The organism is Sphingomonas sp. UBA978, from assembly GCF_002292295.1.
Lineage (GTDB): Bacteria > Pseudomonadota > Alphaproteobacteria > Sphingomonadales > Sphingomonadaceae > Sphingomonas.
In genome coordinates this window covers 83,214-96,361 of record NZ_DBBS01000020.1, presented here as the reverse complement: position 1 = coordinate 96,361, position 13,148 = coordinate 83,214, and the positions used below count along the sequence as shown (strand labels likewise).

The following is a 13,148-nucleotide window of genomic DNA, read 5'->3' as shown; positions in this document are numbered from 1 at the left end:
TCTTTGCCGTTCAGGCCGTCGTCTGGTGACGATCGATGGCATCCTGTCCGGAGGATCGAGGGCGCCGGGACCGGCGAAGCGCGCGATGCCGATCGTGACCGCATGTATTCCCCGCAACCGAATCGCCAGATCCGACAGGACAATACTGTCCTACAAGACGATTACGCCGGGGTATTATGAATAAGACGCGCCCTCCTATTGATAATATACAAGCTGTTCGCGATCGGTCGCCGGCGGATTCATGGATTCACCATCGCATGACCGGAACATTCGCGCCTCTATTTGTGCGCAACGGCGTACGACACATGCATGCCCGGAGAGGAACGGGGACCGGCGCTCAATAATATATCGCCCGGGGCTGCCCGCCGCCCGCCGCGATCGCGTCGCCGTTGATCGCGACGCTGCGGGGCGATGCCAGAAAGGCGACGATCGCCGCCACTTCCTCGGCCTCGACGATACGGCCGATCAGCGAATTGCCGTACAGCGCCGTCTCCGCCGCCGCGATCGACAGGCCATCCGCGGCCGCGCGGGCCGCGACGATGGCGGCGGTGCGTTCGGTGCGGGTGGCGCCGGGATGAACGACGGTGACGTTGATCCCCTTTGGTCCGAGTTCGTCGGCGAGGCTCTTGGTGAGCGCGGCGACCGCGACGTTGCGCACCGACCCCGGGATCGTGCCGGTCGTGCGCGCCGCGAGGCCACTGATGTTGATGATCCGGCCCCAGCCGTTGGCGACGAGATGCGGCGCGGCGGCGCGGGCGACGCGCAGATAGCCGACCAGCTTGGTATCGATCTCCTCCAGAATATAGGCCGAGCCGACGCCGGCGATGCCGGGAACATCGGGTATCGCACCGGGGCGGGCGGCGGCGTTGACGACGATGTCGATCCCGCCGAGCCGCTCGACCGCCGCGGCGACGAAGGCATCGACCGACGCATCGTCGCGGGTATCGACACCAAGCCCGTACACGTCGCCACCGCTCGCCCCGGCCAGCGCAACGGCGGTGCGCCCGACCTCGGCACCGTCGCGCGCCGCGATCACGACGCGTACGCCCTCGTCGAGCAGCGCCCGAGCGATCGCCCGACCGATCCCGCGACTGCCACCGGTCACGATCGCACGTTTGCCAGCAAGATGAAGGTCCATCGTCTCTTCTCCCATTCACGGCAACGCCTTTAAGGATCGCCCGCCCGGATGAAACAGCCATATCGATGATAAATATTGAACGGAGCCATCAGTATATCTGATCGCCACGGACACGTTTGAATATTCAATAGATATGCCGGCCATATTCATAATACGCGAACCCGATCGCACGGTATTGTCGTCATTCCACTGGAAGAACCACGGAGACGCATCGCCATGTCAACTGCTGCAGCCGCAATCCTGGAACGTGCGGATCACAACGAGATCGCCATTCGCCCCCTGCAGCCGACGATCGGTGCGGAGATCGGCGGCGTCGACCTTCGCCAGCCGCTGTCGCCCGCCGTACGCGACGCGATCAAGGCGGCGATCCTGCAATATAAGGTCGTCTTCTTCCGCGATCAGACGCTGACCGACGAACAGCACGCCGCCTTCGCCCGGCAGTTCGGGCCGCTGTACACCCACCCCAGCACGTCGCGCGATTCGACCATCGCCCAGATCCACCGGATCTCCGCGGAGGATGCCGCCAGATACGAGAAGAAACGCGCGCGCGACGTCCGGCCGGGTGATGCCTATCATACCGACACCAGCTGGCGGCTGGTGCCGACCTGGGGGGCGGTCCTGCGCGCGGTGACGCTGCCGGAGGTCGGCGGCGATACGATCTGGGTCGACGCGCATCTGGCCTATGAAGGGCTGTCGGACGAGCTCAAACAGCGGCTCGACGGGTTGCACGCGACGCATGACTTCCGTGCCGCGCTCACCGCGGGCGGCCACGACTATCCGGTCGTCGCGCATCCGCTGGTGCGCACCCACCGCGAAACCGGGCAGAAGATCCTCTGGGCCAATTTCACCCAGAAGCCGCAGATCCTGGGCGTCGAACTCGCCGAAAGCCAGGCGCTGCTCGACGAGATCCTGCGCCAGTACAAGCGCCCCGAATTCCAGGTCCGCTTCTCGTGGAAGCCGGGGTCGATCGCCTTCTGGGACAATCGCGCGGCGGTCCATTATGCGGTGCGCAACTATGGCGATTTCCCGCGACTGCTCGAGCGCGTCCTGATCGCCGACGAACCGCTCTACGCCGACCTGTAGAACCGGCCGAGGCGCCGCCTTTCCGCACGGAGGGTCGGCGCCGTCGCCGTTCCTATTGGAAAAGCTCAACATACGGCGCGGGCAGAATACAATATGCCCATGGCTGCGCGTCACTATTGAGCAGGTAGAGCGCGCGTTCGTAGTTTTTCTTCCGTTGCGGACACGATAGATTTGCAGGGGCGTCCGAAGATCATGGGTAGCTTTATCCCGACACGCACCATTCCGGCAGCAGGGAATTTCGAATGAGCGAGCCGCGTGCCTCCCGGACGTCCCCGCGGTTGCCCGTCGCGGCATCGGTCGTGGTGGTGATCCTGATCGTCGCGACCGGCCTCCTGTTCCTTCGTCACGCATCGCCGTCGCGGGCGGCGGCGGGCGACACGCTGACGGTCGGCGACCAGCGCGGCGGGGCGCAGGCGCTGCTCGCGGCCGCCGGCGAGCTCGACAACCTGCCCTATCGGATCGACTGGGCCCTGTTTCCGGCGGCGGCGCCGCTGCTGGAGGCCCTGTCCGCCGGCGCGGTGGATGTCGGCGGCGTCGGCAGCGCGCCGTTCGCCTTCGCCTATGCCAGCGGCGCGCACATCAGGGCGGTCTATGCCTATCGCGCGGCGGACGGGGCCGGCCGGGCGTCGGCGGTGATCGTACGCCGCGATTCGCCGCTGCGCACGGTGGCGGACCTCAAGGGCAAGAAGGTCGCGACGATCCGCGGTTCGGCGGGGCAGAATCTCGTGCTGCGCCTGCTGGAACAGGCGGGGCTCAAGGCGTCCGACGTCGAATGGGTCTATCTCGCCAATGGCGAGTCCAAGGCGGCGCTCGGCACCGGCGCGATCGACGCCTGGTCGACCTGGGGCAGCTGCGTCGGCATCGCCCTGCTCGAGGACGGCGACCGGGTGCTGGCCGACGGAACCGGTCTGTCCAAGGACGTCGGCTTCTTCGCCGCGAACGACGGCGCACTCACCGCCAAGCGCGCGATCCTGGCCGATTTCGTGCAGCGCCTGTCGCGCGCCAAGACATGGGCGCAACAGCATCCGCGCGACTATGCCGCGGTGCTTGCCAGGGAAACGGGCCTGCCGTTCCGGGTCGCGCTGTTCGCGATCACCAGCAACCTCGGATCGACCGTGCCGATCGACGACCGGCTGGTCGCCGAACAGGTGCGGATATTCGAGCGATACAGGCGCGCCGGCGTGATCGCCGCGGTGCCCGACATCCGCGGCGGCTACGACCCGATCTTCAACCGCGGCAGCGAACCGGCGGTGCGCTGATGTCGCGCCTGCCGTTCGAATCCGCAGCCTGATGGAGGTATCCTTGGCCACATTACCGTCCGCCGCGGCGATTCCCGCATCCGCCGCCCCCAGACGGCGCTTCGCCTTCACCCGCCAGCGCTGGGCGTCGCCGATCGCGGGGCTGCTGCTGTGGGAGGCGGGGTCGCGGCTTGGCCTGATCCCGCCAAACGTCCTCGCCGCGCCGAGCAGCGTGGCAGAGACGATGGCGGGCATGATCGTCAGCGGGGAACTGCCGTACAATCTGCTGGTGTCGCTGGGCCGGGCGCTGGCCGGTCTGGCGATCGGCCTGATCCTGGGCGTGGCGCTGGCGCTCGCGGCCGGCCTGTCGCGCGCGGCCGAGGCGGCGATCGATCCGCTGGTCCAGATCAAACGGACGATCCCGACATTGGCGTTGACGCCGCTGTTCATCATCTGGTTCGGGATCGGCGAGCAGCCCAAGATCTTGCTGATCGCGCTGGCGACGCTGTTCCCGGTGTATCTCAACCTGTTCAACGGCATCCGCGGCGTCGACGTGCGGCTGATCGAGGCGGCGCGCACGCTGGGCCTGAGCCGCGGCGAGATCGTCACGCATGTCGTGCTGCCCGCCGCCCTGCCCGCGCTGCTGGTCGGCCTGCGCTATGCGCTGGGCGTGGCGGTGCTGGTGCTGGTGGTCGCCGAGCAGATCAACGCGACCGCCGGGCTCGGCGCGCTCATCAACCGCGCGCGCGACTTCATGCAGACCGACGTGATCGTCGTCTGCGTGATCGTCTACGCGCTGCTGGGGCTTGCGGGCGACGCGCTGGTGCGGCGGATCGAAACCAGGGCGCTCGTCTGGCGGCCAACGATCCTGGGGCATTGACCGCGCCGGTGCGCGCGCGGCCCCGTCAGAGGTCGCGCACCACCTGCGTGGCGAGTTCGGCGAGGCGGGCATTGGCCATGCCGAGGTCGTTCGCCTTGCCGACGATGCACGCGACCTGCGGCAGCGCCGGCAGCGTGTCCGCGCTCAGGCTCGCGCCATCGCCGATGAACAGATGCGTGCGGCAGGTGACGCCCAGCCCGGCCTCGACCGCCGCCCGCAAGGTGCTGAGGTTCGGCGTCTCGATCGCGATCCGCCACGGACGCCCGGCGGCATCGAGGCTCGCGATCGCCGCCTCGCGGAACCGGCACGGCTGTTCGAGCACGGCCAGCGGCAGGATCGCGCCCTCCGCCAGCGCAGGGCTGCCATACCATTTCATCGGCGCGATCCGGACCGCGGCGGGATCGTCGGCGCCGGCGAAGCCGATGACGATGTCCAGCTGGCCGCGTTGCAACATCGTCAGCAATTCCGCCGTCCCCGCGACCCGCGCATAGATCTGCGAATCCGGATGGAGTTCGGCAAATCGCTGCAACAGCCCCGAAAACAGCGTGTCCGCAAAATCCTGCACCATCCCGACCCGGACCGGGCCGGCGAAATTGCCGGCCCCGATCGCCACGATCGCCTCGTCGTGCAGCGCCAGGACACGCCGCGAATAGTCGAGCAGGACGGTGCCGGCGGGGGTCAGCACCAGTCGCCGCCCCTCGCGCGAGAACAGGACCTGCTGGACCAGATCCTCCAGCCGCTTGATCTGCAGGCTGAGCGCGGACTGGGTAACGAACACCTGCTCGGTCGCGTTGAGCATCGATCCCGTATCGACGATCGCGACGAAACTCCGCAGCAGCGTGGTGGGAAGATTGATCGGCATCCTGATGTTCACCCGTTCGTAGAACCGGTCCGCAGACGGACGGTTCGGATCAGATCACCCACCCCGGCACGACGCGGCGCAGGCATGGCTCGGCAGGGGGCTCGATGCGGAGCAGGACAGGCCGACACCGCCCCGATCGGGATGCCTTTCGCCTCCCGGCACCGGTGCTGCACCGTCCCGGTTTCGTCCTGCCCTGCGCGAAAGGTCATGGTCCATCGCCCCCGCGAATATCCTATAGCGCGGATAGGGTTTGAACCTCATCCTTTTCGGTTTAGCGGCTGAAAGAGGATTTTTGGCGCCCCAGAAACAGGAGATATATTGTCGGCTTAGCAATGGCTTATCCCCTGATCGTGGCCACATATGAGAGGCTCCAATAGGTCCGACTGCCAAACTCCATTGCATCGGTAGGACTTAGGCGCTGTAATCCCGCGAATGCGCGCTCACACCTCGCCCCGACATTCGCCGAACCATCCCGCGCGGGCGCCTTCCGGAGAGCCGATCGTATGAACGTCGCTTTCGCCCCGCCCCCGGTGCCGCCCGAAGACACCGCACCGTCTGCCGCGCGGCTGCGGGGATTTACCCGGCGGTTCGGGGTCAACACGATCATCGACGGGCTCGACCTCGATATCGCCGAGGGGGAATTCGTGGCGCTGCTCGGCCGGTCCGGCAGCGGCAAGACGACGTTGCTCCGCACGCTCGCCGGTCTCGACGATGTCGCCGGGCAGGACGTGGTGGTGCCGCGTTCGCGCGCCGTCGTGTTCCAGGATGCGCGGCTGATGCCGTGGAAGCCGGTCTGGCGCAACGTCGCGCTCGGCCTGCGCGGCGGCGACATGCGCGCGCGGGCCGAAGCGGCGCTGCACGAGGTGGGGCTCGGTCACCGCCTCGATGCCTGGCCGCTGACCCTGTCGGGTGGCGAGGCGCAGCGTACCGCCCTCGCCCGCGCGCTGGTCCGCGAACCCGAGTTGCTGCTGCTCGACGAGCCGTTCGCCGCGCTCGATGCCCTGACCCGGATGAAGATGCACGGCCTCGTGCTGTCGCTGTGGCGCGCGCACCGGCCGGCGGTGATGATGGTCACCCACGACGTCGACGAGGCGATGGCGCTGGCCGATCGGGTGCTGGTGCTCGACAAGGGGCGCATCGTCGCCGAGGAGCGGATCGCGGCCGAGCGTGGCAGCCGCACGGCCGCGATCCGGCCGCTCCGCTCACGGCTGCTCCGCCATCTCGGGGTCGAGGCGCCGGAGGGCTCCTATGCCGATGTCGTCGCGATCCCGACCGGACCGGCGCGATGACCGCCGCCCCTATCGGACAGGCGTCGCCCGATCTCGCCGGATTGCGCGCCTTCGTCACCGGCTTCGGCGATCTGCTCGCGTCGACCGACGACGAGGCCGCGATCCTCGCGACCGGCTCGGCGCTGCTCGAACGGCTCGTTGCCCGCGACGACTGGCTGCCGGACGCCTATGCCGTGCCGGACCCGGCCCGCTACCAGCAATATCTGCTCCATTGCGACAGCCGCGCGCGCTTTTCGGTGGTGAGCTTCGTCTGGGCGCCGGGTCAGGCCACGCCGATCCACGACCATCGCGTCTGGGGACTGGTCGGCGTGCTGCGCGGCGCGGAACGGGTCGAGAGCTTCCGGCGGCAGGACGGGGCGCTGGTCGACATCGGCGCCCCCGAAATCCTCGCGGCCGGTCGGGTCGATCGGGTCAGCCCCCGGATCGGCGACATTCACCGCGTCGCCAATGCCCATGACGATCGCGTCTCGATCAGCATCCACGTCTATGGCGCCAATATCGGCGCGGTCGAACGCGCGACGTTCGACGCCGCCGGTCGGCCGAAGCCGTTCGTCTCGGGCTATGCCAATGCCGCGCTCCCGAACATCTGGACCGAAAGCCGGGCCGCATGACCGGCATCAGCCCGCAGGCGGTGCGCCACGCGCTGCTGACCCGCGCCGAAATCGCGATCGTCGACCTGCGCAGCGAGCACGTCTTCGCGCAGGATCATCCGCTGTTCGCAGCACAGCTGCCGGTCGACCGGATCGCCGTCGAGGCCGGTGCGCGCCTGCCGCGCAAGACGACGACGATCGTCCTCTACGACGACGGCGAGGGCCTGGTCGCCGCTGGCGAGGCCGCCTTTCGAGCGCTGGGCTATACCGATGTCCGCAGGCTCGAGGGCGGATTGCAGGGATGGCGCGCGGCGGGGTTCGAGCTGTTCCGGGACGTCAATTCCTACAGCAAGGCGTTCGGCGAACTGGTCGAACATCGCCGGCATACGCCGTCGCTGTCGGCCGAGGACGTCCACGCGCTGATCGAGGAAAAGGCCGACATCGCGATCCTCGACGCGCGCCGCTTCGACGAATATGCGACGATGAGCATTCCGACCGGCACCAGCGTCCCCGGCGCCGAACTGGTGCTGCGCGCGCGTGCGGTGGCGCCCGATCCCGATACGCTGGTGATCGTCAATTGCGCCGGCCGGACCCGCAGCATCATCGGCACCCAGTCGCTGGTCAACGCCGGCCTGCCCAACCGGGTGGCGGCGCTGCGCAACGGCACGATCGGCTGGACGCTCGCCGGCCAGACGCTGGACACCGGCCAGCAACGCCGTGCGCCCGAAATCGATGACGCGATCGCCGGAGAGGCGCGGCGCAAGGCGCGCGACGTCGCCTATCACGCCGGCGTCAAATGGATCGATGCCAGGGGGCTGGCGGCGCTCGCGGGGGAGTCCGCCCGGACGCTGTACCGCTTCGACGTCGGCGCGCCCGAGGATTATGCGCGGCGGCATATCCCCGGCTTCGCCAACGCCCCCGGGGGACAATTGGTACAGGAGACCGACCATTTCGCGCCGGTGCGCGGCGCGCGGATCGTGCTGGCCGACGACCTCGGCGTGCGCGCGGCGATGACCGCCTCGTGGCTCGCGCAGATGGGATGGGAGGTCTATGTCCTCGACGGCGTCGACCTGTTCGCACCCGGCGCCGGCGCGCCCGGCCCTGCACCGCGATCGCGCGAGGGCCGCTACAAGCGCCCCTATGAGGGCACCGACAATCCGGCGGCGGCGATGAACGCCTATCTGGAATGGGAATACGGGCTCGTCGCCCAGCTCGCGCGCGACGGCAGCCACGGGTTTTTCGTCATCTGAACCACGCAAGGGAGCGACCATCATGGGCGTCCAGTTCATCGGCTATATCGGCTTCAACGACCAGAGCGAGATCCACGAGGCGGTGCGCGGTCGCGCGCTCGACCTCGAATATGTCGAGGCGGCGGCCAAAGCGCAGGAGGCGGGCGGCTTCGACCGGGTGCTGATCCCGTTCGGATCGACCTCGCCCGAAAGCCAGATCGTGGCGGCACATGCCGCGGCGATCACGACCCGATTGGGCTTCCTGGTCGCGCACCGCCCCGGCTTCACCCAGCCGACGCTGGCCGCGCGCCAGTTCGCCACGCTCGATGCGCTGTCGGGCGGCCGGGTCGCGGTGCATATCATCACCGGCGGCGCCGACAGCGAGATGGCGCGCGACGGCGACTTCACCACCAAGGACGAACGCTACCAGCGCACCGACGAATATCTGACCATCCTGCGCCGGGAATGGACGGCGGAGCAGCCGTTCGATCACCACGGCCGCTTCTACCGGGTGGAACAGGGGCTGGCATCGGTGAAGCCGACCAACCTGCCCGTGTTCTTCGGCGGGTCGTCCGACATCGCGATCGAGGTGTCGGGCAAGCATGCGGACGTCTATGCGCTGTGGGGCGAGGCGCTGGCGGAGGTGCGCGAGGTGGTGTCGCGGGTCCGCGCCGCCGCCGCACGGCACGGCCGGCGCCCGGGCTTCTCGCTGTCGCTGCGGCCGGTGATCGCCGATACCGAGGAGGCCGCCTGGAAGCGCGCGGACGAGATCGTCGAGCGGGTCCGCGACCTGCGCACGTCGGCGGGGCTGAAGACCAGCGACCATGCGCCGGTGAACGCCGGATCGCAGCGGCTGCTGCAGACCGCGACGCAGGGCTATCGCGTCGACAAGCGGCTGTGGACCGGCGTCGCGGCGCTCGGCGGCGCGGCGGGCAATTCGACCGGGCTGGTCGGCACGCCCGAACAGGTGGCCGACGCGCTGCTCGACTATTACGACCTGGGGGTGGATCATTTCCTGATCCGGGGGTTCGAGCCGCTCGGCGACGCGATCGCTTATGGTCGCGACCTGATCCCGCTCGTCCGCGACCTCGTCGCGCAGCGCGACGCCCGCACGTTACCCGAGGTCGCATGACCGGAACGTCGATCTCCCGCCGGCGCGCGCTGGTCCTGCTCGCCGCGTCGGCCGGGCTCGCGGCATGCGGGCGGGACGGGCGCGCGATCCTGAAGGTCGCCAGCCAGAAGGGCGGGACCAAGGCACTGATGCTCTCGTCCGGCGCGCTGGACGGGGCGGACTATGATGTCGAATGGTCCGAATTTCCGGCGGCGCAGAATCTGCTGGAGGCGGTCGGCAGCGGCGCGGTCGACGTCGGGCTCGCTGGCGATGCGCCGTTCCAGTTCGCCTATCAGAGCGGCAGCCCGGTCAGGGCGGTGTCGGCACAGCGCGCCGAACCGCGCCCGCGAGAGGCGATCGGCGTCGTCGTTCCCGGCGCCTCCCCGGCGCGGACCATGACCGACCTGCGCGGCAAGCAGGTGGCGACCACCCGCGGGTCGATCGGTCATTACCTTGCCCTGCGCGCGATCGAGACCGCCGGACTGCCGCCCGATTCCGTGCGGTTCGTCTTTCTCTCTCCGGGGGATGCGAAGGCGGCCTTCTCCTCCGGGGCGGTCGATGCCTGGGCGGTCTGGGTCCCCTATCTGACGACGGCGATTCAGGAGGGCGGACGGGTGATCGCCGATGGCCGCGACCTGACGGTCGGCTACGGTTTCGATGTCGCCAACGACACCGCAATCGCCACCAATCGCGCGCTGCTGGTCGACTTCCTGCGGCGCGAGGGCGACGCCCTGCGCTGGGCTGCGGCCCATCCGGACGCTTACGCGCGCGTGCTTGCCGCCGAAACCGGACTGCCGCCGGCCATCGCGCGGATCATGGTCGACAAGAACCGGCGGCTGCCGGTGCCGATCGATGCACGGGTCGTGGCGGACCAGCAGATCGTGCTCGACACGTTACGCCGCGCCGGCCTGATCCGACGTCCCCGGTCGATCGACGAGGCATTCCGGGCGATCTGACGTCCGGCCCGGTCCGTTGCCGGCGACCGCGGCGCTATCCGGCTTGCGCGATGCGCTCCGCATAGCGCCGCGCGGCGATCTCGGCGCCCTCGCCCAGCAGCGGGCCGAGCCGCCAGAAATCGCGCAGGCCGCCATGCCGCCGCCGATCACCAGCACGTCGGATCGAAGGATGGTCGCAGGACCCGTCATCGGATTGCCCTCGAAAGCGACGCCGGTCAGAACTGGAGCCGCAGGGTGGCGCCGTAGAAGCGCGGATCGCCGACCGCCCCGGCATAGGAATAGGTCGTCGCCTGATCGACCGAGGCGTTGGTGTAATAGAGCGTGTCGGCGAGGTTGCGGCCCCACAGCTTCAGGTCCCACACGCCATTGGCATCGCGGATGCCGATATAGGCATTGACCAGCCCGTAAGCGGGAATCAGGCTGTAGGGGTCGTCGTTGAGCGCGCCATAGGCGCTGCTGCGATGGCTGTAGTCGCCACCGAAATAGGTTTCGGTGTCGAACCCCCAGGCCTTGCCCGTCGCGAAGCCATATTCCGCCGAGGCGTTGTAGACGAACCTCGACACGCCGCTGACCGGCCTGCCGCTCAGGTCGCAGACGCCGGCATTGGCGGCGGTGCGATCGCGATACGGGCACGCCGCATTGACGTAGGAGCGGAAATACGCGTCGTTATAGGTCGCCGCCGCGGTGATCCGCAGTCCGTCGATCGGGGTGGCGCGGACATCGACCTCGACGCCCTGGGTCCGTACCGTGCCGACGTTGGTGATGAAGCTGCGCAGCACGCTGGCGCCGTTGATCGTGGCGATAATGCTCTGGTTCGCCTGATAATCCTTGTCGTTCGACAGGAACAGCGCGGCATTGAACGTCAGCCGGTTGTCGAACAGATCGGTCTTCAGCCCGATTTCGAAGGCGTCGACGATTTCCGGCTCGAAGGTCTGCGGTGCGGGACTGTCGGCGAGCTGGACGGGCGCGGCCAGGTTGATGCCCGCCGACTTGAATCCCCGCGAGTAGCCCGCATAGACGTTGACGTCGCGCGTCACCTTGTACAGCGCGTTGATCGTCCCCGACACCTTCCCCCCCTCGGCCGCGGCGTCATAGGTGTTGGACAGCGGGAAGCTGCTGTTGCGCTGGTTGACGATCGCGGTCCGCTGGGCGGCGGTCAGCGCGGCGAACACCGGGTCGGTGATCGGTATCGCATCGACCTGATAGGCGTTGTAATAGCCCACGCGCTTTTCATAGGTGTAGCGCGCGCCCGCGTTGATATCGAGCCGCGCGGTCGCGTGCCAGGTCGCGTTGACGAAGCCCGAATAGCTCCGCGTCGTCGCCAGATAGAGGCCGCGCTGGCCGACGCCGTTCAGCGCCTCGGCGGGATAGGCGGCCCCCAGCAGATATTTGGCGGCGTCGGGACCGAAGGCGTTGTACGGGATCTCGCGGTTGCGCTGCCAGAAATAATAGAGGCCGGCGGTATATTCGAGCGCCTGCCCGCTCGGCGAGGCGATCCGCAACTCTTCGCTGAACTGGCGCTGATAGGTCGGCAGGTTGCTCGCGGTATTGATCGCAGCCCCCAGACGATCGCCGTCGAGCGACGGCGTCCAGTCCCAGAAGCGCCAGCCGGTGATCGAGGTCAGCGTATGGCCGGCGACCGTCTGGTCGAGTTGCAGCGACGCCCCGCCGGTCTTCATGTCGACCGTGAAGGGCGTGTCGAGATCGGTGCGGCGGGCGGCCGGATCGATCGGCAACGGCGTGTATCCGGCGTCGGCGGCACGCGCGTAGAAGTCGCGCGCGACGCCGACGCTGCCATCCGCCCGCAGCCGCGGCAGAACGCCACGGATCAGCTGAAATCCCTGATATTGATGCTGCTTGTTCAGGTCGGCGATCAGCCGGGCGTGGAACGATTCGGCCGGGCTGCGATAGGCGATCTCGCCGCGGACGGCCTGATTGTGGTAATCCTGCCACGGCGCCTTGAACCGGGTGTTGTAGATCGTGCCGTCGCGATCGGACTTGATCCCGGCGAGGCGCACGGCAAAGCCGGTGTCGTCGATCGGCGCGGACACCGCGATCTTGATCTGGCTGAAATCGTAATTGCCGTAGGTGATCTCGCCGCTTGCCTCGGGCGTATAGGAGGCCGGACTCGTGTTTACCTCGATCACGCCGGCGACCGTGTTCTTGCCGAACAGCGTCCCCTGCGGCCCGCGCAACACGTTGACGCTGGCGACGTCGAACGTATCGAACACCGCGATCGACGGCCGCGCGTTGTACACGCCGTTGACATAGACGCCGACGCCCGGCTCGATCCCGCTGTTGACCGTCCCCGCGGTCGTGCCGAGGCCGCGGATCTGGATCGTGATGTTGCGCGGGTTGAAGCCGAGGATCGACAGGCTGGGGACCTGTTGCTGGATCTGCCGGATGCTGAAATTGCCGGAGGCGGCAAGATCGCGCGCCGTCACCGCCGTGACCGCGATCGGCACGCGCTGCAGGTTCTCGCTGCGATGACGCGCGGTGACGGTGATCGCCTCGACGTGCTGGCCCTCGTCGTCCGCAGGCGTGGCGGCCGCAGCATCCTTGCCGGCCGTTTTCGCCGCGGTATCGCCAGCCCGGTCGGCAGCCAGAGCCGCACCGGCCGTCAGAACGCTGCCGGCCGAGCCGAGCAGGACCGGCATCACGATGCAGCGAGACAGCCTGCCCAGTCGCGTCGCATGAAACATCAACACCCCCCATCAGAACCACGGGGATATCAATGTGGAGTAACCGCGATCAGGAGAACGCAATCATTCT

General features: G+C 68.2%; 11 protein-coding genes. 8 read left to right on the top strand and 3 right to left on the bottom strand.

Annotation, left to right across the window (positions count from 1 at the left end; translation table 11 throughout):
• Positions 1-337 precede the first annotated feature (337 nt).
• Positions 338-1,138: an SDR family NAD(P)-dependent oxidoreductase gene (locus tag B2515_RS13020; RefSeq protein WP_293876951.1), complete on the bottom strand. Its 801-nt coding sequence runs from the start codon at positions 1,136-1,138 to the stop codon at positions 338-340.
• Between the two features lie 216 nt (positions 1,139-1,354).
• Between B2515_RS13020 and B2515_RS13015 the strand changes: the two genes are divergently transcribed.
• From B2515_RS13015 to B2515_RS13005, 3 genes are all read left to right on the top strand, one after another.
• Positions 1,355-2,221, top strand: coding sequence for a TauD/TfdA dioxygenase family protein (locus B2515_RS13015; RefSeq protein WP_293876949.1), 867 nt, complete (start codon positions 1,355-1,357; stop codon positions 2,219-2,221).
• A 242-nt stretch (positions 2,222-2,463) separates the two neighbouring features.
• The gene (locus B2515_RS13010) at positions 2,464-3,480 is read left to right on the top strand and encodes an ABC transporter substrate-binding protein (protein WP_293876947.1); all 1,017 of its coding nucleotides are present in this window, start codon (positions 2,464-2,466) and stop codon (positions 3,478-3,480) included.
• 133 nt (positions 3,481-3,613) lie between these two features.
• Entirely contained in the window at positions 3,614-4,339 is a 726-nt protein-coding gene (locus B2515_RS13005) for an ABC transporter permease (RefSeq protein WP_293877604.1), read from the top strand.
• Positions 4,340-4,364: 25 nt separating this feature from the next.
• On the opposite strand, the gene B2515_RS13000 is transcribed toward B2515_RS13005, so the two are convergent.
• Entirely contained in the window at positions 4,365-5,201 is an 837-nt protein-coding gene (locus B2515_RS13000) for a LysR substrate-binding domain-containing protein (RefSeq protein ID WP_293876945.1), read from the bottom strand.
• 503 nt (positions 5,202-5,704) lie between these two features.
• Here B2515_RS13000 and B2515_RS12995 point away from each other — a divergent pair.
• The 5 genes from B2515_RS12995 to B2515_RS12975 are packed head-to-tail and all read left to right on the top strand — an operon-like array spanning position 5,705 to position 10,376.
• Positions 5,705-6,490 carry an ABC transporter ATP-binding protein gene (locus B2515_RS12995; RefSeq protein WP_293876943.1) on the top strand — a complete coding sequence of 262 codons (786 nt, stop codon included), beginning with the start codon at positions 5,705-5,707 and terminating at the stop codon, positions 6,488-6,490.
• Positions 6,487-7,101, top strand: coding sequence for a cysteine dioxygenase (locus B2515_RS12990; RefSeq protein WP_293876941.1), 615 nt, complete (start codon positions 6,487-6,489; stop codon positions 7,099-7,101). Before B2515_RS12995 ends, B2515_RS12990 begins: the two co-directional genes overlap by 4 nt.
• Positions 7,098-8,330 (top strand): rhodanese-like domain-containing protein, encoded by a 1,233-nt coding sequence (locus B2515_RS12985; RefSeq protein WP_293876939.1) that lies wholly within the window; start codon positions 7,098-7,100, stop codon positions 8,328-8,330. Before B2515_RS12990 ends, B2515_RS12985 begins: the two co-directional genes overlap by 4 nt.
• A gap of 22 nt (positions 8,331-8,352) precedes the next feature.
• A complete protein-coding gene (locus B2515_RS12980; protein ID WP_293876937.1) occupies positions 8,353-9,441 on the top strand; it encodes an LLM class flavin-dependent oxidoreductase in 1,089 nt (362 codons plus the stop codon).
• Entirely contained in the window at positions 9,438-10,376 is a 939-nt protein-coding gene (locus B2515_RS12975; protein ID WP_293876935.1) for an ABC transporter substrate-binding protein, read from the top strand. The genes B2515_RS12980 and B2515_RS12975 overlap by 4 nt, the downstream gene beginning before the upstream one ends.
• Positions 10,377-10,591: 215 nt before the next feature.
• Here B2515_RS12975 and B2515_RS12970 read toward each other — a convergent pair whose 3' ends face one another.
• Positions 10,592-13,033 carry a TonB-dependent receptor gene (locus B2515_RS12970; RefSeq protein ID WP_293877602.1) on the bottom strand — a complete coding sequence of 814 codons (2,442 nt, stop codon included), beginning with the start codon at positions 13,031-13,033 and terminating at the stop codon, positions 10,592-10,594.
• Positions 13,034-13,148: the final 115 nt, after the last annotated feature.

What these genes read in the sequence shown, in the direction of transcription:
- B2515_RS13020 (WP_293876951.1), bottom strand. Translation starts at nt 1,138, where the DNA reads ATGGACCTTCATCTTGCTGGCAAACGTGCGATCGTGACCGGTGGCAGT.
- B2515_RS13015 (WP_293876949.1), top strand. Translation starts at nt 1,355, where the DNA reads ATGTCAACTGCTGCAGCCGCAATCCTGGAACGTGCGGATCACAACGAG.
- B2515_RS13010 (WP_293876947.1), top strand. Translation starts at nt 2,464, where the DNA reads ATGAGCGAGCCGCGTGCCTCCCGGACGTCCCCGCGGTTGCCCGTCGCG.
- B2515_RS13000 (WP_293876945.1), bottom strand. Translation starts at nt 5,201, where the DNA reads ATGCCGATCAATCTTCCCACCACGCTGCTGCGGAGTTTCGTCGCGATC.
- B2515_RS12995 (WP_293876943.1), top strand. Translation starts at nt 5,705, where the DNA reads ATGAACGTCGCTTTCGCCCCGCCCCCGGTGCCGCCCGAAGACACCGCA.
- B2515_RS12990 (WP_293876941.1), top strand. Translation starts at nt 6,487, where the DNA reads ATGACCGCCGCCCCTATCGGACAGGCGTCGCCCGATCTCGCCGGATTG.
- B2515_RS12985 (WP_293876939.1), top strand. Translation starts at nt 7,098, where the DNA reads ATGACCGGCATCAGCCCGCAGGCGGTGCGCCACGCGCTGCTGACCCGC.
- B2515_RS12980 (WP_293876937.1), top strand. Translation starts at nt 8,353, where the DNA reads ATGGGCGTCCAGTTCATCGGCTATATCGGCTTCAACGACCAGAGCGAG.
- B2515_RS12975 (WP_293876935.1), top strand. Translation starts at nt 9,438, where the DNA reads ATGACCGGAACGTCGATCTCCCGCCGGCGCGCGCTGGTCCTGCTCGCC.
- B2515_RS12970 (WP_293877602.1), bottom strand. Translation starts at nt 13,033, where the DNA reads ATGCCGGTCCTGCTCGGCTCGGCCGGCAGCGTTCTGACGGCCGGTGCG.